Source organism: Streptomyces sp. NPDC087420 (assembly GCF_044744165.1).
Lineage (GTDB): Bacteria > Actinomycetota > Actinomycetes > Streptomycetales > Streptomycetaceae > Streptomyces.
Genome location: NZ_JBIUXU010000021.1, coordinates 30,223 through 52,609 on the forward strand (window position 1 = coordinate 30,223; position 22,387 = coordinate 52,609).

Below are 22,387 nucleotides of genomic sequence, written 5' to 3' on the forward strand. Positions count from 1 at the left end.
CTCGCTGTCCCTTAAAATCTTCCCGAAGGTGTCGATCGGCATGCAAGAAAACAGTCCCCTCTCCACAGAAGTGTCTCCCGAAGAGACAGAAGATACTTTCGAACTGACCACGGCCCAGCAGGGCATGTGGTACGGGCAACTGGTCGACCCGGACAGCCCGAAATGCAATATCGGGGAATGCATCGAGATCCGTGGTGACCTCGACGAAGGGTTATTAGCGGCCGCTCTCGACCGGGCCGTCGCCCTGTGTGACAGCCTCAACCTCGAGATCGTCACCCGGGACGGAACGGTTCGCCAGCGTGTCGCCCGCCCCTCCCCGCCCCGGACCGGCCTCCTCCGCCCGGTCGACCTGTCGGGCGCCGACAACCCCGTCGCCGCCGCCGAGCGCTACATGGCCGCCGACATGGCCACCGTCGACCGGCTCGACGCACCGCACCACCACTACGCGCTGCTGCGCCTCGCCCCCCGGCTGTACTACTGGTATCTCCGCTTCCACCACATCGCGATCGACGGCCTCAGCGGCGCCGTCTTCACCCGTACCGTCGCCGATCTGTACACACGCGCCGTGCGGGGCGAGGACCTGGACGCCATCGAGCTGCCCGCCGCGCCCCTGCGCGACCTCGTGGCCGGTGAAGTGGCCTACCGCGGTTCGGACCAGTACGAGGCGGACCGCGCGTACTGGACCGGCAAGTTCGCCGGCCTGGCCGCCGGCCACCTCACGGACCCGGCCGGCGCCGGAGACTTACAGGACGGACGTGACGGTACGGCGCTCATCCGCCGCCGCGCCGACGCCCCGGCGGCCGACGAGCTGTCCGGCACGCCCGGCGGGCTGCACACCCGCGAGACGCTGCCCTTCGCCGTCTTCGACGACCTGCGCCGACTGGCCGCCGGCCACCGCACCACCTGGTCCGCGGTCTTCGTGAGCGCGGTCGCCGCCTACGTCGCCCGGGTCACCGGGAACCAGGACGTCACCGTGGGCCTCGCCTCCAACGGCCGCCACGGCGGGCTGCGGCACATCGTCGGCATGACCTCCAACGTCCTGCCGCTGCGCCTGACCGTCACCGGGGACATGACCGTCGGCGGCCTCGTGCGCACCGTCGCCGCCGAGATGCGCGGAGCCCTGCGCCACCGCCGCTTCTCCCGCGAACAGCTCGCCCGTGAACTGCGGATGACGGACGCCGCCGGGCGCCTGAGCGACATCGTCGTCAACATCATGGGCTACAACTACGACCTCGACCTCGCCGGCACCCCCGCCCCCTCGCGGCTGCTGTCCCTCGGTCCGGTGGACGACCTGTCCCTCTTCGTCTCCGAACGGGCCGAGGGCAAGGACCCGTTGATCGGCTTCGACACCAACCCGGAGCTGTACCGGCCCGAGGACGTGCGGCTGCACCAGCGGGCCGTCGTCTCCTTCCTCTCGGCGCTGGCCGGCGCGGACGCCGACGTCCCCCTCCGCGACCTGCCGTTCCTCGACGCGACCGGCGCCGGGACGCTGCTCGCCCAGGGCCGGGGGGCGGACCTGCCCGCGGAGACCGTCGGATCCACCCTGCCGGAGGTGTTCCGCGCACAGGTACGCGGGACGCCGGACGCCCCCGCGGTGGTGGACGGTGCCGTCACGCTCTCGTACCGGGAGCTGGCGGAATTCGCTGACGCCCTGTCAGAGGCCTTGTGCGGCTGGGGCGTCGGAACCGAGGACGGTGTCGGTGTCCTGGTGGACCGTTCGGCGGCCCTGGTGTCCGCCACGCTGGGCGTGGTGGGCGCCGGAGCCGCGTACGTACCGATGGACGCGGCCTGGCCGGCCGAACGGCTCGACCAGGTCGCCGACGTCGCCCGGGTCCGGGCCCTGGTGGTGGACGCGGCCCATGCCGACCGGCCCTGGGTACGGGAGACGGCGGCCACCCTACCGGTGATCGTCGTGGACGATCACGGCGGCCTTCTACGCGGGGTTCCCCCGCGGCGGGGAGTGCGGCCGACCGTGGCCCTCGGCGGCCGGCTCGCCTACGTCATGTTCACCTCCGGCTCCACCGGCCTGCCCAAAGGCGTCGGCGTCAGCCACGCCGACGTCCTCGCGCTGACCGCCGACACCACCTGGAAGGACGGCGTGTCCGACGCGGTGCTGATGCACTCGGCCTACGTGTTCGACGCCTCCACGTTCGAGATCTGGGTGCCGCTCCTGAACGGCGGCCGCGTGGTGGTCGCGCCGCCGGGCGTCCTGGAGGCGCGGGTCCTCGCAGAGCTGGTGGACCGGCACGGGGTCACCGCGCTGTTCCTGACGACAGCCCTGTTCAACGTCGTCGCCGAGACCGACCCCGCGGCGTTCGCCGGGCTGCGGCTGGTCGCCGCCGGGGGCGAGACGGCCACCCCGGACGTGATGCGGCGCGTGGCCGCCGCCGCTCCCGGCACCCGCGTCCTGCACGTGTACGGCCCCACGGAGACCACGACCTTCGCCACCCGCCACCCGGTCGACGCCGGCACGGCGGGCGTGCCGCCCATCGGCCGGCCCCTCGACGGGACGGTCCTGTACGTGCTCGACGGCTCCCTCGGCCTGGTGCCGCCCGGCGTCGTGGGGGAGCTGTACGTGAGCGGCCGGGGCGTCGCCCGTGGCTACCAGGGCCGCGCCGCGCTGACCGCCACCCGGTTTGTCGCCGACCCGTACGACGGGGGCGGCGGGCGCATGTACCGCACCGGCGACCTCGTGCGCTGGACCGAGAGCGGCGCCATCGAGTACGTCGGGCGCGCGGACGGACAGGTCAAACTCCGAGGGTTCCGCATCGAGTTGGGCGAAGTCGAGAACACCCTGGTCACCGACCCGGAGGTGCGCGCCGCGTGCGTCCTGGTCCGCGAGGACATACCGGGTGACCGCAGGCTCGTCGCCTACGTCGTGCCGGCCCCCGGCGCCCGGCCGGACGAGGCCACCCTGGCCCGCAGACTGGCGCGCAGCCTGCCCGCGTACATGGTGCCCTCCGCGTTTGTCCCGCTCGACGCGCTGCCCCTCAACGGCAACGGCAAGGTCGACCGCCGCGCGCTGCCCGTGCCCCGCGCCGCCGTCACCACGGGCGGCGTCCCGCGCACGGCCTGCGAAGAGGTCCTGGCCGGCCTGTTCGCCGACGTCCTGGGCATGGCCGCCGTCGGGGTGGACGACAACTTCTTCTCCCTGGGCGGCCATTCGCTGCTCGCCACCCGTCTCATCGGCAGGACCCGGGCCGCCCTGGGCGCCGAACTCGACCTCCGTACCCTCTTCGACCACCCCACGGTCGCCTCTCTCGCCGCCGTCCTCGACACCTCCGGGGTGGCCAGGCCGCCCCTCGTTCCGCAGGACCGGCCCGACGCGGTGCCGCTGTCCTTCGCGCAGCAGCGCCTGTGGTTCCTCAACCGCCTCGAAGGCCCCAGCGCCACCTACAACGTGCCGCTCGTGCTGGAACTCGACGGTCCGCTGGACCCGGACGCCCTGCGCGGCGCGCTGGCCGACGTGGTCGTACGGCACGAGAGCCTGCGCACCGTCTTCGCCGAGGACGACGGGGTCGCCCGCCAGGAAGTCCTGGACGCGGGGGCCGCCGCGTCGCTCGTCCCTCTCGTCGTGGAGCTGCCCCCGCCGGGGGAGCCCGCGGACGCCTGGGCCGGGGAAACGGTGGACCGGCTGACCGCCGTGCCCTTCGACCTGGCCGGTGACGTCGCCGTCCGCGCCCACCTGCTCCGCCTGGCCCCCGCCCGTCACCTCCTGGTCCTCGTGCTCCACCACGTCGTCGCCGACGGCTGGTCCCTCGCCCCGCTGAGCCGTGACCTGGGCGCCGCCTACCGCGCCAGGACCGAGGGCACGGGTACGGGCGGCACGTCCGGCCTGCCGGCGCCGCGCGTGCAGTACGCCGACTACGCCCTCTGGCAGCGCCGGCTGCTCGGCGACGACAGCGACCCGGACAGCCTGGCCGCCCGTCAGCTCGCCTTCTGGCAGGAGGCGCTGCGCGGCGCCCCCGACCTGCTCGACCTGCCGGTCGACCGGCCGCGCCCCGCCGTGCCCAGCCACCGGGGCGACACCGTCCCCTTCGAGCTGCCCGCCCCCGCGCACGCCGCGCTCACCCGGCTCGCCCGCGCCGCCGGCTGCACCCCCTTCATGGTGCTCCAGGCGGCCCTCGCCGTGACCCTGCGCGCCCACGGCGCCGGTGACGACATCCCGCTGGGCACCGCCGTGGCCGGACGGACCGATGAGGCCCTGGACGATCTGGTCGGCTTCTTCGTCAACACGCTCGTCCTGCGCACGGACCTGTCCGGCGACCCGACCTTCCGTGAACTGCTGGACCGCGTCAAGGAGTTCGACATCGCGGCCTTCAGCCACGGTGACGTGCCCTTCGAACGGCTCGTGGAGGCGGTCAACCCCGAGCGGTCCGGCGACCACCACCCGCTCTTCCAGACCATGCTGGTCCTCCAGAACCAGGAGCGGGCGGGGCTCGACCTGCCCGGCGTCACCGTCCACGACCGGTCCCGGCACACCGGGATCAGCAAGTTCGACCTGACGTTCTCGCTCACCGAGGTCACAGCGCAGACAGAACACACAGAACACACCGCACACAGCACGGCTGGCATCGCCGGACACCTGGAATACGCCACCGACCTCTTCGACGCCCCCACCGCCCGCGCCCTCAGCGCCCGCTTCGCCCACGTCCTCACCCAGGCCGTGACCGACCCCGACCGCCCCGTCGCCGGCCTCGACCCGCTCCTACCGGGCGAGCGGGACGTCCTCCTCGGCCAGGGACGCGGTACGGAGCGCCCGCTGCCGACCCGTACCGCTCCCGAGGCGATCCGCGCGTGGGCCGTACGCACTCCCCACGCCGTCGCCGTGCGCGACGCGCGTAGGAGCCTCACCTACGCCGAACTCGACGCCCGCGCCGACGCCGTCGCCCACGTCCTGCGCGAGCGGGGCGCGGGCCGCGAGGACCTGGTGGCCCTCGCCGTGCCCCCGTCCGTCGACACCCTCGTCGCCATGCTGGCCGTGCTGCGGGCGGGCGCCGCCTACCTGCCCGTCGACCCGCGGTATCCGGCCGCGCGCATCCGGCACATGCTGGACGACGCCCGGCCCGTCCTGCTGCTCACCACCACCCGCGCCCAGGCGGACCTGCCCGCCCACGACGTGCCGTGGCTCGCCCTCGACGACCCCGCCGCCCTGCCCACGGGACCCACCGCGCCCGCCCAGGACACCCCCCACCCGGCGGATCCCGCGTACGTCATCCACACCTCCGGCTCCACCGGCCGCCCCAAGGGCGTGGTCGTGCCGCACGGCGCCCTGGCCAATCACATGGCGTGGATGGCGCGGTACCTGTCCCTCACCCCGGACGACCGGGTCCTCGCCCGCACCTCCACCAGCTTCGACGCCTCCGTGTGGGAGCTGTGGCTCCCGCTGATGAACGGCGCCCAGGTCTGTGTCCTGCCCGACGACGCCAACCGGGACCCGCACGCCCTGGTCTCCTGGATGAGCCGATTCGACGTCACCGTCGCCCAGTTCGTGCCCGCGCACCTGACCCTCGTCCTCGCCGAAGCGGCGCACGCCGCGCCGCTGCCCCACCTGCGCGCCGTCCTGTGCGGCGGCGAACCGCTGCCGCGCGCCCTCGCCGCCGACATCACCGGACTGTGGCGGGCCGAGGCGCACAACCTGTACGGACCGACCGAGGCGACCGTCGACGCGACCGCCCACCGGGTCGGAGATCCGGACTTCGGCGGTCCGGGGACGGGCAGCCCAGGCACCGCCGAGCACGCGGACCCCGGCACACCGTCCGAGACCGTGCCCATCGGCCGCCCCGTCGACACCACGCGCGCCTACGTCCTCGACGGCCGGCTGCGGCCCGTACCGCCGGGTGTCACAGGGGAGTTGTACCTGTCGGGCCCCAACCTCGCCCGCGGCTACCTGCACCGCCGTGGTCTGACCGCCGAACGGTTCGTCGCCGACCCCTTCGACGCCACCGGCGCCCGCATGTACCGGACGGGCGATCTCGTACGGTGGAACGGGCAAGGGCTGCTCGACTACGTGTCCCGCGCCGACGACCAGGTCAAACTCCGCGGTTTCCGCGTCGAGTTGGGCGAGGTCGAGGCCGCGCTCCTGGCGCGCCCCGGCGTCACGGCCGCCTGCGCCGTGATCCGCGAGGACGAACCCGGCCGGCGCCACCTTGTCGCCTACGCCGTCGCCGGCGACCCGGCCCCGCGCCCCGCCGCCCTCCGTGACGGCCTCGCCGAGAGCCTGCCCCACTACATGGTGCCCGGCACTGTCGTCCTCCTGGACGACCTCCCGCTCCTGCCCAACGGCAAGGTGGACCGACGCGCCCTGCCCGCACCCGCCCCGGGCCCCGACACGTCCGCCGGCGCGGGGCGGCGCACTCTCCAGGAGGACCTGCTCGCCGGGATCTTCGCCGACGTCCTGCACGTGCCCTCGGTCGGCCCGCACGACAGCTTCTTCGACCTCGGCGGCCACTCGCTCCTCGCCATGCGTGTGGTCAGCCGCGTCCGTTCCGTCCTGGGCGCCGAGACCGCCGTACGTACCCTCTTCGAGCACCCCACCGTCGCGGGCCTGGCCCGCGTCCTCGACACACCGGGCCACGCCCGCCCGCCGGTGGCACCCGCCGCGTCGCGGCCCGATCCGCTGCCGCTGTCCTTCGCGCAGCAGCGGTTGTGGTTCCTCAACCGCCTCGAAGGCCCCAGCTCCGCCTACAACATCCCGCTCGTCCTGGAACTCGGCGGCCGGCTCGACCCGGAGGCCCTGCGCGCCGCCCTCGCCGACGTCGTGGAGCGGCACGAGGCGCTGCGCACGCTGTTCCCCGAACGGGACGGCGTACCGCACCAGTTGATCCTCCCCGCCGACACCGCCACGCCTCCCCTGCCGGTGGTGAGCACGGCGCCCGCCGATCTGGAGGCGGCCGTCCTGGCCGCCGTGCGCGAGCCGTTCGACGTCGTCACGGACCTGCCGCTGCGCGCCCTGCTCCTGCGCTCGTCACCCGCTCACCACGTCCTGGTGCTCGTCCTGCACCACATCGCGGGCGACGGCTGGTCCCTCGCGCCCCTCGCCCGCCATCTCGGCGACGCCTACCGGGCCCGTCTCGCGGGCCGGGCACCGGAGCCACCGGCCGGTACGCCGCTCCAGTACGCCGACTACACCCTCTGGCAGCGGGCCGCCCTCGGCGACGGCACTGACGGCAGCGATGACGGCAGCAACGAGAGCAGCAACGAAGGCCAAGACGCGCCGCCGAACGTGCTGCGGCGCCGGCTCGACCACTGGCACAGCGCCCTGGCCGGTCTGCCCGGGCTGATCGATCTGCCGCTGGACCGTCCGCGCCCGGTCACCACCGACCCCAGAGGGGCCGTCCACACCTTCGACGTACCACCGTCCCTGCACACCCAACTCCTCCTTTTGGCAAGGGAGTCGGGCAGCAGCCTGTTCATGGTGCTCCAGGCGGCGGTGGCGACCCTGCTGCACCGGCACGGCGCGGGCGACGACATCCCGCTCGGCTCGCCCGTCGCCGGGCGTACGGACGAGGCGCTGGAGGACCTGGTCGGGTTCTTCGTCAACACGCTCGTCCTGCGCACGGACCTGTCGGGCAACCCGACCTTCCGTGAACTGCTCGTACGGGTCAGGGAGTTCGACCTGGCCGCCTACGGGCACCAGGACGTGCCGTTCGAGCGTCTTGTCGAGAGCCTGAACCCCGTCCGGGCACGTGACCACCATCCGCTGTTCCAGACCATGCTGGTCCTCCAGAACCAGGAGACCGTCCGCCCCGACCTGCCGGGGCTCACCGTCGAGGACCGGCTCGTCCACAACGGCCTGAGCAAGTTCGACCTCACCTTCGCCTTCACCGAGGAGCGGGGCGGGGGCGGCCTCACCGCCGGGATCGAGTACGCCACCGCTCTCTTCGACCGGACCACCGTGGAGGCCTTCGCGGCCCGTCTGGTCGGCCTCCTGGAGCAGGTGGCGGCCGACCCCGGCCGGTCCGTGGCGGGCTACGACCTGATGACACCGGACGAACGCACCCGGGTGACGCGCTGGGGCACCGGTCGCGGCCTGCCCGCGGGCACCCCGGACACGCCGGGCACCCCGGACGCGGCCACCCTGCCCGCCCTCTTCGCGGCCCAGGCGCTCCGCACCCCGGACGCCGTGGCCGTCACCGGCGAGGACACCACCCTCACGTACGCCGAGCTCGACCGGATCTCCGCCGGCCTCGCCCGCACCCTGGTGGGCCTCGGCGTCGGCCCGGAGGACGGGGTCGGGGTGGTGCTCGGCCGGTCGGCCGCCGTGGTGACGGCGTCCCTCGGCGCGGTCCGCGCGGCCGGCGCCTACGTCCCGCTGGACGCCCGCTGGCCCGAGGAACGGCTCGACCAGGTCGCCGAAGTGGCGGACGTACGGGTCCTGGTCGTCGGCGAGGACACCGCCGCCGCCCCCTGGGTGACCGCAAGAGCCCGTCAACTGCCGGTTGTTGTGGTGGACCGGCTCGGCCGGGTCCTGCGGGGCGCGCCCGAACGGCCGGGACACCCCCCCGACGTGCCGGGCCCCGGCGCCCTCGCGTACGTGATGTTCACCTCCGGCTCCACCGGCCTGCCCAAGGGGGTCGGCGTCACCCACGCCGACGTGGTCGCGCTCACCGCCGACTCGGCCTGGCGGGACGGCGCCGCCGACGCGGTCCTGATGCACTCGGCGTACGTCTTCGACGCCTCCACGTTCGAGATCTGGGCGCCGCTCCTGCACGGCGGCCGGGTGGTCGTCGCACCGGACGGCGTCCTGGAGGCGCGCACCCTCGACATCGCCGTCCAGGAGCACGGAGTGACCGCCGTCTTCCTGACGACAGCCCTGTTCAACGTGATCGCCGAGACCGACCCCGGCACCTTCGCCGGCCTCCGACTCGTCTGCGCCGGTGGGGAGTTGGCCTCTCCGGACGCGATGCAGCGGGTCGCCGCCACCGCGCCAGGCGTACGGGTCCTCCATGTGTACGGACCCACCGAGACCACCACCTTCGCGACGCGCTACGAGGTGGCGGCCGGCCTGCCGTCGGGCCCGCCGCCCATCGGGCGGCCCCTGGACGGCATGCGCCTCTACGTCCTGGACGCCTCCCTGGGGCCCGTACCGCCGGGTGTCGTGGGGGAGTTGTACCTCGCGGGACGCGGCGTCGCCCGCGGGTACACCGGGCTGCCCGCCCTGACCGCCGCGCGGTTCGTGGCCGACCCGTTCGACCCGGCGGGCGGGCGCATGTACCGCACCGGCGACCTGGTCCGCTGGACCCGCGACGGGCAGATCGCGTACGTCACCCGTGCCGACGGCCAGGTGAAGCTGCGCGGCTACCGCATCGAACTCGGCGAGATCGAGGGCGTGCTGGCCTCCTGCGAGGGAGTCGCCGACTCCTTCGCCGTCGTCCGCGAGGACACCCCGGGCGACCGGCGGCTCGTCGCGTACGTGGTGCCCGCCACCGGGTCGAGCCCGGAACCCGGCGACCTGGCCCGGGCCGTCGGCCGGTCCCTGCCCGCCTACATGGTGCCCTCCGCGTTTGTCCCGCTCGACGCGCTGCCGCTGACCGTCAACGGCAAGGTGGACCGGCGCGCCCTCCCGGCGCCCGCCCAGCACAGCCCGGTCCGCGGGCGCGCGGCCCGTACCGCCCGCGAGGAGATCGTGTGCGGACTCTTCGCCGACGTGCTCGGCCTCGACGGCGCGGGAGTGGACGACAACTTCTTCGCCCTGGGCGGCCATTCACTGCTCGCCACCCGTCTCACCGCGCGCATCCGTACCGCACTCGGCGTGGAGGCCGAGGTGAAGACCCTCTTCGAGCACCCCACCCCGGCCGCGCTCGCCGCCGCGCTGGACGGCGCCGCGAAGGCCAGGAGCCGCCTGGAGCGCGTCGCGGACCGCCCCGACCCGCTGCCCCTGTCCTTCGCGCAACAGCGCCTGTGGTTCCTCAACCGGTTCGAGGGGCCCAGCGCCACGTACAACGTGCCGCTCGTGCTGCGGCTGGACGGTCCCCTCGACACGGACGCCCTGGAGAGCGCCCTGGTGGACGTCGTGGAGCGCCACGAGAGCCTGCGTACCGTCTTCCCCGACGCCGACGGGGTGGCGCGCCAGCTCGTCCTGGACGCCCATGACGCCGACATCGACCTGACACCCCGCTCCATCGACCCCGGCACTGACCCCGACCCCGACGCCGACGCCGACGCCGACCCCGACCCCGACCCCGACCCCGACACTGGCCCCGACACCGATCCCGCCCGCCTGGACGAGGTGCTGTCCGCCGAGGTGGCGCACGCCTTCGACGTGAGCGCCGAACTCCCCGTACGGGCCCGGCTGGTACGGCTCGGCGCCGAGGCGCACATCCTCGTGCTGGTCGTCCACCACATCGCGGGCGACGGCTGGTCCCTCGCCCCGCTCGCCCGCGACCTGGGCACGGCGTACCGGGCGCGCACCGAGGGGGAGGAGCCCGCCTGGACGGAACTGGGCGTCCAGTACGCCGACTACGCCCTGTGGCAGCGCGCGCTGCTCGGCGACGAGGACGACCCGGCCAGCCGGGCCGCCCGCCAGCTGGACTTCTGGCGTACGGCCCTCGCCGGAGCCCCCGACCTGCTCGAACTGCCCTGCGACCAACCGAGACCCGCTGTCACGGCGTACGGCGGCGACGCGTTCACCTTCCCGGTCGACGCGGACACCCACCGGGCCCTCGCGGACCTCGCGCGGTCCCGGGGATGCAGCCTCTTCATGGTGCTCCAGGCGGCCCTGTCGGTGCTGCTGTCCCGGCACGGCGCCGGTGAGGACATCCCGCTCGGCACCGCCGTCGCCGGACGCACCGACGAAGCCCTCGACGATCTGGTGGGCTTCTTCGTCAACACCCTGGTCCTGCGCACCGACCTGACCGGGGACCCCACCTTCGCCGAAGTGCTGGACCGGGTACGGGAGTTCGACCTCGCCGCCTACGCCCACCAGGACGTGCCCTTCGAACGGCTGGTGGACTCCCTCAGCCCGGTCAGGGCCCAGAACCACCACCCGCTCTTCCAGACCATGCTCGTCCTCCAGAACCAGGCGGACGCCATCGTCGACCTGCCGGGTCTCACGGTGACGCAGCAGCCCGTGCGGACCGGGATCAGCAAGTTCGACCTGACCTTCACCTTCGCCGAGAGACACGACGGCACGGGCCGGCCCGCCGGCCTCGACGGCGTCCTGGAGTTCTCCACCGAACTCTTCACCCCCACCACCGCGCACACCCTGGCCGCCCGGCTCACCCGCGTGCTCGCCTCGCTCGCCGCCGACCCCGGCCGCCGCGTCCACACCGTCGACGTCCTGGACGCGGCCGAGCGGCGGAGCCTCGCACACGCCGCCCACGGACCCGTCCGGCCCCGGGCGGCGGCCACGGCGCCCGAGGCGTTCCGCGCGCAGTGCGCCCGTACACCCGCCGCGATCGCCGTGCGGGACGGCGCGTACCGCCTCACCTTCCGTGAACTCGACCAGCTCTCCGACGACTTGGCGCACCACCTGCACGACCGGGGCATCGGCCGCGGCGACCTCGTCGCGCTCGCCCTGGAAGGCACCGCCGACCAGGTCGTGGCGATGCTGGCGGTCACCAAGGCCGGGGCCGCCTACCTGCCGGTCGACCTGGAGTACCCCGCGGCACGGATCGCCCACATGCTCGCCGACGCCCGTCCCGCGCTGCTCCTCACCCACGGCGCCGACCGCGCCGCCCGCCGCGGCCTGTCCCTGCCGAGCCTGGCGCTGGACGACCGCGCCGCCTGGTCCACCGGGCGCGCCGCGCCGCCGGCCGCCGCGCCGGACCCGCGCGACGCGGCGTACGTCATCTACACCTCGGGCTCCACCGGCCGCCCCAAGGGCGTTGTGGTCACCCACGCCTCCCTGACCAACCACATGGCGTGGATGGCGGGACACCTCGGCCTCACCGACGACGACCGGGTCCTCGCCCGCACCTCGCCGAGCTTCGACGCCTCGGTGTGGGAGACCTGGCTGCCGCTCCTGCACGGCGGCTCCACCTGCCCCGTGCCGCCCGTCGCCAACCACGACCCCGCAGGACTGCTGGCCCGGATGCGCGACACGGGCGTGACCGTCGCCCAGTTCGTTCCCTCGCACCTCTCGCTCATCCTCACCGAGACCGGTCCCGACGACGCGCCCGCGACCCTGCGGGCCGTCCTGTGCGGCGGCGAACCGCTGTCCCGGTCCCTGGCGGAGCGGGTCGGGCGCGCCTGGCGGGCCGAGGTGCACAACCTGTACGGGCCCACCGAGACGACCATCGACGCCACCGCCCACCACCACCGGGGCGGGGGGCCGGACACCGCCGCGCGGGACGGGGGCGTGCCGCTCGGCCGCCCCGTCGACAACACCCGCGCCCATGTCCTGGACGCCGGTCTGCGGCCGGTGCCACCGGGTGTCACCGGCGAGCTGTACGTGGCGGGCGACGGGCTCGCGCGCGGCTACCTGGGGCGCCCCGGCCTGACGGCCGCGCGCTTCGTCGCCGATCCGTACGGCCCCGCCGGGAGCCGCATGTACCGTACGGGCGACCTCGTCCGGCAGGACGCCGACGGGCTGCTGACCTACGTCTCCCGCGCCGACGACCAGGTCAAGCTGCACGGCTTCCGTATCGAGCTCGGCGAGATCGAGGCCGCGCTCACCGCCGTCGACTCCATCGCCGCCGCCTGCGCCCTCGTGCGCGAGGACCGGCCGGGCGAGCGGCGTCTGGTCGCCTACACCGTTCCCGACCCGCGGAGCGGCCACGCACCTCTCGCCGACGGGGAGTTGCGCGCGCGGCTCACCTCGGTCCTGCCGCCGTACATGGTGCCCACCGTGTTTGTGCCCCTCGACGCGCTGCCGCTGCTCCCCAACGGCAAGACCGACCGCCGGTCCCTGCCCGTCCCGGCGCGCCCGGCGGCCACCCGGCCGGGCGGAGAGCCGCGTACCGAACGCGAGCAGGTCCTCTGTGACGTGTTCGCCTTCGTCCTGCGCGCCCAAATGGTCCGCACCGACGACGACTTCTTCGCGCTCGGCGGTGACAGCATCCTCTCCATCCAGCTCGTCAGCCGCCTCCGCGAGGCCGGCCTCGGGGTCACCCCGCGCGACGTCTTCGCCCACCGCACGCCCGAAGCCATCGCGGCGGCAGCCACCGCACTCGACCAGCGGATCGCGGCCCCCGCCGATCCGGGCACCGGCGAGCTGCCACCGACTCCCATCATCGCCTGGCTCCTGGAGCGGCCCGGCGCCATCGACGGCTACAACCAGTCCGGGGTGCTGCGCACACCCGCCGGCGCCGGCGAGGACTCCCTCGTCGCGGCCCTCCAACTCCTCCTCGACCTCCACGCGATGCTGCGGCTGCGGGTCACCCGCCCGGCCGGGGGCGGACCCGTCCTCGAAGCGATGCCGCCCGACGCCGTGTCCGCCCGCGACCGCTTCACCCGCGTCGACGTCACGGGCCTCGGCGCCGGTGCCACCCGCGCCGCTGTCACGGAGGCCGGCGAACAGGCCCGCAGGCGGCTGCGGCCCGCGGAGGGGAACGTGGTCCAGGCAGTCTGGGCCGACGCCGGACCGCACGCGCGCGGGCGGCTGCTCCTCGTCGTGCACCACCTGGCCGTCGACGCGGTCTCCTGGCGCGTCCTCGCCGCCGATCTGGCCACCGCCTGGCACACCGTCAGCAGCGGGGGCCCCGCGACCCTGCCCCCCGTCACCACCTCCTACCGGCGCTGGGCCCAACTCCTCGCCTCCCAGGCGCGCGGCGCCGGCCGCGAGGCCGAACTGCCCCGGTGGGAAGAGGTGGTGAGCGCCCCCGACCCACAGCTGGGATACCGGCCGCTCGACCCCCACCTGGACACCGCCGACCGCACCCGCACCCTGACCACCCATCTGCCCGCCACGTGGACGACACCCCTGCTCACCACCGTCCCCGCCGCCTTCCACGCCGGCGTGGACGACGTCCTGCTCACCGGCTTCGCCCTTGCCGTCCGCTCCTGGCGCGCGGAACGGGCCGCCGCCCGCGGCGAACACCGGCCGGCCGGCACCGGCGTCCTCCTGGACCTGGAGAGCCACGGCCGCGAGCAACTCGCCGACCACCTCGACCTGTCCCGTACGGTCGGCTGGTTCACCAGCCTCTACCCGGTCCGGCTCGACCCCGGCCCCGGCGACACCCGCGACCCCCGGAACTTCGACGCCGCGCTGGTCGAACGCGCCCTCAAACGCGTCAAGGAACAGCTGCGGACCGTCCCCGACCACGGGGTCGGCTACGGCATGCTGCGCCACCTCAATCCGGCCACCCGCCCCCGGCTGGCCGCCGCGCCCACGCCCCAGATCGGCTTCAACTACCTGGGCCGGTACGCCGCTCCGGCCGACGCGGACGACGGCGGGGGGCCGGGAACGGAAGCCGACTGGGACGTGCTGCTCGACGGCGGCGGCCCGCGCAGCCAGGACCCGGACATGCCCGTCCACCACGTCCTCGACATCAACGCGCACACCGAGGACCTGCCGGAAGGACCGCGCCTGGTGATCCGCTGGACGTGGCCCAGCGACCTCCTCAAGGAGGAGGACGTGGAGGCCCTGTCCGACACGTTCGGCCGCGCCCTGCGCGCCCTCGCCGAACACACCGAACGACCCGACGCGGGCGGCTGGACGCCGTCCGACCTTCCCCTGGTCTCGCTCAACCAGGCCCAGATCGACCGACTTCAGAACAAGTGGGGTGGACGCAAGTGACCGGGTTCCAGCTGGAAGACGTACTGCCGCTGACGCCGTTGCAGGCAGGCATGCACTTTCACGCGCTGTACGACTCCCACGCCGTGGACGTCTACACCGCGCAGTTCGTCTTCGACCTCGAAGGCTCCGTCAGCGTCCCCACGCTGCGCGCCGCGATCGCCGGCCTGCTGCGGCGGCACGCCAACCTGCGGGTCGGTTTCCTTCACGAGGACTTGGACGAGCCGGTGCAGGCCGTCGCCGCCGAAGTGGCCGTGCCGCTGGAGGAAGTGGACCTGACCGGCACGGACTTGACGGGTGCGGTGGGCACCGGCACGGACGGGACGGGCACGGACGGGACCGGCACGACAGCGGAACGCCTCACCGCGTTCCTCGCCGCCGACCGCACGCGCCGCTTCGACCTCGCCACCCCGCCGCTGATGCGGTTCACCCTGGTGCACACCGCGCCGCGACGCCACCGCCTCGTCATGACGAGCCATCACATCCTGCTCGACGGCTGGTCGATGCCCGTGCTGGTACGGGAGTTGTTCGAGTTGTACGCGAGCCGGGGCGACGACAGCGCCCTGCCGCGCGTCGCTCCGTACCGGACCTACCTCGCCTGGCTGGCCGCACAGGACCGTACCGCCGCTCTCGACACCTGGCGCACCGCCCTGGCCGGGGTCGAGGCGCCGACCCTGCTCGCCGGGCGCGGAGGCGCGGACGTGGCGAAAGCCGGCGACCTGCCGGAGACCCTCGTCCTCGACCTGGACGAGACGACCACGCTCCGGCTGCGGGAGACGGCCCGCGCCCACCGGCTGACCCTCAACACCCTGGTCCAGGGCGCCTGGGGGCTGCTGCTCGCCCACCTCACCGGACGCCGTGACGTCATGTTCGGCACCACCGTCTCCGGCCGTCCGCCGGAGATCCCGGGCGTCGAGTCGATGGTCGGCCTGTTCATCAACACCGTGCCGGTCCGGCTCCGCCCGGCGCCCGGCGAGACCCTGGCCGCGCTCCTGACCCGGCTCCAGGAGGAGCAGGGCCGTCTCCTCGGCAGCCAGTACGTGGGCCTCACCGAGTTGCGCGGCGTCACCGGGCTCGACGAACTCTTCGACACCCTGGCCGTGTTCGAGAACTACCCGCTGGATGCCGAGGCGCTCCGTACGGCCCAGCAAGGACTGCCCGATCTCGCGGTCACCGGGTTCAGCGGCACCGACGCCGCCCACTACCCGCTCACCCTCACCATCGCACCGGGCGACGCCCTGCGGATCACCTTCGGTTACCGGGCCGCCGTCCTCGACCGCGACGAGGTGGCCCGTACGGTCGCCCGCATGCGGCGCCTGCTGACCGTGATGGCGGAAGGGCTCGACGGCCGCGCCGACACCGTCCCCGTCCTCCTGGACGGGGAGCGTGACACCCTGCTCTCCCAGGGGCGCGGCGCCGAAATCACCGGCGCCGACCTGGACATGAGCGTCCCGGACGCCGTCGCCCGGCACGCCGCCCGCCACCCGGACGCGGTCGCCGTGACCGGGGCCGCCGAGGAACTGACGTACCGCCAACTGACCGATGTGTCGGACGAGTTGGCCCGGGCCCTCACAGGCCTCGGGATCGGCGCCGAGGACGGTGTCGGCATTCTCCTCGGCCGTTCTGCCGCCCTGGTCACCGGCTCCCTCGGGGCCCTGCGCGCGGGCGCCGCCTACATACCCCTCGACCCGCGCTGGCCCGTCGAACGGCTCGTCCGCGTCGCCGGGGTGGCCGCCGTACGCGCCCTGATCGTCGACGAATCCACCCGCTCGCACCCGTGGATGGGCCGACTGGGCCCGGACGTCGCTGTGGTGACCGTCGACGCCGCGGGCCGGGTCCGGCACGGCGGCCACGCCACCCCCGGGACCGTCCCCGCCACCCCCCGGACCCTCCCCGCCGTCCCGGGCGGCGCACGGCTCGCCTACGTGATGTTCACCTCCGGCTCCACCGGCCTGCCCAAGGGCGTCGGCGTCACCCACGCCGACATCACCGCCCTCGCGGCCGAGCGGACCTGGGGGGACGGCGCGGCCGACGCCGTCCTGCTGCACTCCGCGTACGCCTTCGACGCCTCCACCTTCGAGATCTGGGCCCCTCTCCTCAACGGCGGCCGCGTGGTCGTGGCCCCCGACGGCACCCTCCAGCCCGCCGTGCTCCGCGACCTCGTCGCCCTGTACGGCGTCACGGCGGCCTTCCTGACCACGGCCCTGTTCAACGTCATCGCCGAGACCGACCCCGGCGCCCTCGGCCTGCTGCGGCTGGCCGCCGCCGGCGGGGAGGCCGCCGCGCCCGGCGTCCTCCAGCGCCTCGCCGCCGCCCACCCCGGCACCGCCGTCCTCAACGCGTACGGGCCCACCGAGACGACCACCTTCGCCACCCTGCGCCGCGTCCGCCCCGACGACACCCCCGGCCGCGTGCCCCCGATCGGCCGGCCGCTCGACGGCATGCGCGGGTACGTCCTGGACGCGGCGATGCGGCTCGTACCACCTGGAGCCGAGGGCGAGTTGTACGTCGCCGGCCCCGGCGTGGCGCGCGGCTACCTGGGGCGGCCCGGCCTCACCGCCACCCGCTTCGTCGCCGACCCGTTCGCCGGCGACGGCAGCCGTATGTACCGCACCGGCGACCTCGTGCGCCGGGACGCCGACGGCACCCTGCACCACGTGGCCCGGGCCGACCAGCAGATCAAACTGCGCGGCCACCGCATCGAACCCGGCGAGATCGAGGCGGTCCTCCGTACCGACCCGTCCGTGCGCGGCGCCTGCGTCCTGGTCCGCGAGGACCTGCCCGGCGACCGCACCCTCACCGCGTACGTCGTCCCCGCACCCGGACACACCCCGGACCCCGACCTGCTCGCCGCGCACATCGGCCGCCACCTGCCCGCGTACATGGTGCCCACCGCGATCCAGCCGCTCGACGCGCTGCCCCTGACCCCCAACGGCAAGCTCGACCGCGCGGCCCTGCCCGCCCCCGCCCCCGCGCCCGGCGCGGCGGGCCGGCCGCCGCGCGGCGCCCACGAGGAGATCCTCGCGGGGCTGTTCGCCGACGTCCTCGGCGTGGACCGCGTCGGCGCCGACGACAATTTCTTCGCCCTGGGCGGCCACTCCCTGCTCGCCACCCGCCTCGTGGGCCGCGTCCGCACCGCCCTGGGCACCGAGAGCGAGATCCGTACCCTCTTCCAGAACCCCACCGTCGCCACGTTCGCCACCGCCCTGGAGGACGCGGCCCGGCCCGCCCGCCCCGCCCTCGTCCCGCGCGAACGGCCCGCCGTGCTCCCGCTGTCCTACGCGCAGCAGCGCCTGTGGTTCCTGCACCGGCTCGAAGGCCCGTCCGCCACGTACAACATCCCCTTCGCGATCCGCATGGACGGCCCGCTCGACACGGACGCCCTGCGCCAGGCCCTCCGGGATCTCGTCACCCGGCACGCCGCCCTGCGCACCGTCTTCCCCGGGGACGACGGCGGACCGCGCCAGCACCTCACCGCCCCGGACGACGTCCAACTCCCCTTCGCCGTCGAGGACATCGACGCGACCGGACTTCCCGACCGCGTCAGAGCCGCCGCGACCGAACCGATCGACATCGAGCACCGCCTCCCGCTCCGGGCGACCCTGCTGCGCCTGGCCGACGACGCGCACGTCCTGGTCCTCGTGATCCACCACATCGCCGCCGACGGCTCCTCCCTCGCCCCCCTCACCCGGGACCTCGGCGCCGCCTACCGCGCCAGGACCCGCGACGGGGAACCCGGCTGGACCGCGCTCCCCGCCGACTACGCCGACTACACCCTGTGGCAGCGCCGCCTGCTCGGCGACGAGAAGGACCCGGAGAGCCTCGTCGCACGTCAACTCGTGCACTGGAAAGGCGCGTTGCACGGACTGCCGGAGGTGATCGACCTGCCGTGGGACCGGCCGCGCCCCGCCGTGCCCCGGCACACCGGCGCCACCCACGACTTCACCCTCGACGGCGCCACCGCCCGAAGGATCGCGGACCTCGCCCGCGCCGCCGGGTGCAGCGTCTTCATGGTGCTCCAGGCCGCCCTGTCGACGGTCCTCTCCCGGCACGGCGCGGGCGACGACATCCCGCTGGGCACGGTCGTCGCCGGGCGCACCGACGAGGCCACCTCGGACCTCGTCGGCTTCTTCGTGAACACTCTCGTGCTGCGCACGGACCTCACGGGCGACCCGACGTTCCTCGAACTCCTCGACCGCGTCAAGGAGTTCGACCTCTCCGCGTACGCCCACCAGGACGTCCCCTTCGAGCGACTCGTGGAACTGCTCAACCCCGCACGCTCGCAGAACCATCACCCGCTCTTCCAGACCATGCTCATCCTCCAGAACCACACCCCCACCGCCCCCGTCGACCTGCCCGGCCTCACCGTCGCCGGGGTACCGGTCGACCTCGGAGTCAGCAAGTTCGACCTGTCGTTCACCTTCACCGAGACGTACGACACCGGCGGCACGCCCAGCGGCATGCGGGCCACCGTCGACTACGCGACGGAACTCTTCGACCCGGCCACCGTCCGCGGCCTCGCCGAACGGCTCGTCCTGCTGCTCACCGCCGTCACCACCGACCCCGACCGCCCGCTGCGCGCGTACGGCGTGCTCACCGGCGCCGAGCGCACCCGCCTCACTGCCTGGGGCACGGGACCCGCCGAGGACCGGCCCGCGTCCACGGTCCCCGCGCTCTTCGCGCAGTGGGCCCGGCGCACCCCGGACGCCCCGGCGGTCCGTGACGCCGGCACCACCCTCACGTACGGCGAGCTGGACAGCCGCGCCGAGGCGCTCGCCCGCCGGCTCATCGCCCGGGGCATCGGCCCCGAGGACCGGGTGGCCGTCGCCCTGCCCCGTACCCACGACCTCGTGGTGGCCCTCCTCGGTGTCCTCAAGGCCGGGGCGGCGTACGTGCCGCTCGACCCCGCGTACCCGGCGCCGCGCCTCTCCTACATGCTGGACGACGCCCGGCCCCGGCTGCTCCTCACCACACCGGCCGTCCACCGAGGCCTCCCGGACTCCCCGGTGCCCAGCCTGTACGCCGACGACCTCCGGGACGGCACCCCGCCGTCCGCGCACCCCGGCGCCCCTACCGGCCCCGGCCCGTCCCCGCTCCCGGCGCATCCCGCGTACGTCATCTACACGTCCGGCTCCACCGGCCGCCCCAAGGGCGTCGTCGTTACCCACCGGGGTGTCGGCGCCATGGCGAGGACCCAGAGCGAACGCCTGCGCGTCGGCCCGGGCAGCCGGGTGCTGCACATGGCGTCGGTCAGCTTCGACGCCGCGTTCTGGGAGCTGTGCATGGGACTGCTCTCCGGGGCCTGCCTGGAGATCGCCGAACGCGACGCCCTGCTCCCCGGTCCCACCCTCGCCGCCCTCGTCCGCGAACGGGGCGTCACCCACCTCACCCTGCCGCCCGCCGCCCTCGCGGTGATGCCGCCCGGCTCGCTGCCCGCCGGGACCACGATGGTCCTCGCCGGTGAGGCGTGCCCGCCGGCCCTGGTGCACGCCTGGGCGGGGGAGCGGTTCCTGACCAACGCGTACGGCCCCACGGAGACCACCGTCTGCGCCACCATGAGCGTCTTCCAGCAGGCGGACGGGCCGGGCGCGCCCGGCCGTACCGTGCCCATCGGCGTACCCGTCGACGGCACCCGGGTCCATGTCCTGGACCACCGGCTGGAGCCCGTGCCGGCCGGCGTCGTCGGCGAGCTCTACGTGTCCGGCGCGGGGCTGGCCCGCGGCTATCACGGCCGGGCCGCCCTGACCGCGTCCCGATTTGTGGCCGACCCGTTCGACCCGGCGGGGGGCCGTATGTACCGCACCGGCGATCTGGTGCGCTGGACGGCCGGCGGGGAGCTCGTCTACGTGTCCCGCGCCGACGACCAGGTCAAACTGCGCGGCTTCCGCATCGAACTCGGCGAGATCGAGGCCGCCCTCACCGCCCTGCCCGGTGTCGCCGCCGCGTGCGCGGTGGTCCGCGAGGACCGGCCGGGGGACCGGCGCCTCGTCGCGTACACGGTGGGCGGGACGGAGGCCGATCCGCGCGCCCACCTCGCCGCCACCCTGCCCGCCCACCTGGTCCCCGCCGCCTTCGTACGGCTCGACGTCCTGCCCGTCACCCCCAACGGCAAGACCGACCGGCGCGCCCTGCCCGCGCCCGACCTGGTGGTGACGGCCGGTGGCCGCGCCCCGCGCACCGCCCGCGAGCGCACCCTGTGCGAGGCGTTCGCGGAGACGCTCGGCGTGCCCGAGGTCGGGGTCACGGACGACTTCTTCGCCCTGGGCGGCCACTCCCTGCTGGCCGTGACCCTGGTCCAGCGGATCGAGGAGAGATGCGGCCACCGCGTCTCCCTGCGCGCCCTGTTCGCGGCGCCCACGGTCGAGGGCGTCGACCGTCTCCTGGGGCGTACGGAGGACGACGGGAGCGAGACGCCCGACACGAGCGACGAGACCACCGCGGGGCCGGACCTCACCGCCGAGGTGCGGTTGGCCACGGACATCACGGGCGCGGGCCGGAACGTTCTCCGCCCGGCCCCTGCGCCCGCCGCCCGCGGGCTCTCGCGCCCCACCGCCCGGCCCCTGCTGACCGGCGCCTCGGGCTTCCTCGGCGCGTTCCTCCTGCGGGACCTCATCGAGACCACCGACGGCCCGGTCGACTGCCTCGTACGGGCCGCGGACGAGCGGAGCGCGGGGGACCGGCTGCGGGTCAACCTGGAGCGCTACGGCCTGTGGCGCCCCCGGTACGAGGCCCTGATCCGCCCCGTCCCCGGTGACCTCGCCGCCCCCGGCCTCGGCCTGTCGCCCGAGGAGAGGACCGCCCTGGTCCGCCGCCTCGGCCCCGTCCTGCACAACGGCGCACGCGTCAACTTCGCCGCCCCGTACGGTGATCTGCGCGCCCCCAACGTCGGCGGCACCGAGGAACTGCTGCGCCTGCTCGCCGACTCCGCCTCACCCGGCATGCACTACATCTCGACCACCGGCGTCTACGCGCCGGCGCCCGGCCCCGACCCCCTCACCATCACGGAGTCGACCCCGGCGGGCCCCGCGTCCGGCCTGCCCGACGGGTACGCGCGCAGCAAGTGGGTCGCGGAGGGACTCGTCGGCCTGGCCCGCGAACGCGGCCTGCCGGTGACCGTCTACCGCCCCGGTCGCATCAGCGGCGACACCACCACCGGCGCCTGCCAGGACCGGGACCTGCTGTGGCGGCTCATCAAGGGATGCCTCCAGGCGGGAGCCGTACCGGACCTGCCGTACGGATCGACCGACTGGGTGCCCGTGGACCACGTCAGCGCGGCGGTGGTGGCGCTCTCCACGGCGGGCCAGACCGGCGCGGAGACGTACCACCTCACCAACCCGGACGCACCGGGCCTGGACCGCGTCTTCGAGGCCGCCACCCGCCTCGGCCACGCACTGCGAACGATCCCCGCCCCCGACTGGCAGTCCCTGGTCGCGGCACAACCCGACAACGCGGCCCAGCTCTTCCTCGGCGAAGAGACCCGCCCCCGCCCCGAGGCAAGGGACCACCGCCGCTTCGACTCCGGCCAGACGACCAAGGCGGCAGCGTCCCTGGGCGCCCACCAGCCACCCCTGACGGACGAGGTCCTCACCCGCTACCTGACCTACTTCCACACCACAGGCTTCCTGCCCACCCCTTAGAACCAAGGGCGTGTCCGCGAAGTGGCGTCGCGAGCCAGACGCCACTTCGCGGACACGCCCCAGGGCCGAGCCG

The 22,387-nt window shown here is 74.6% G+C and carries 2 protein-coding genes; both read left to right on the top strand.

Going from position 1 to position 22,387, the window contains the following annotated elements; genetic code table 11:
• The first annotated feature begins 40 nt into the window (after positions 1-40).
• A complete protein-coding gene (locus ACIO1C_RS33670) occupies positions 41-14,680 on the top strand; it encodes an amino acid adenylation domain-containing protein (RefSeq protein WP_401871015.1) in 14,640 nt (4,879 codons plus the stop codon).
• Positions 14,677-22,314, top strand: coding sequence for an amino acid adenylation domain-containing protein (locus ACIO1C_RS33675; protein WP_401871018.1), 7,638 nt, complete (start codon positions 14,677-14,679; stop codon positions 22,312-22,314). Before ACIO1C_RS33670 ends, ACIO1C_RS33675 begins: the two co-directional genes overlap by 4 nt.
• Positions 22,315-22,387: the final 73 nt, after the last annotated feature.

Excerpts from the sequence above, each read along its gene's own strand:
- ACIO1C_RS33670 (WP_401871015.1), top strand. The coding sequence starts at position 41 with ATGCAAGAAAACAGTCCCCTCTCCACAGAAGTGTCTCCCGAAGAGACA.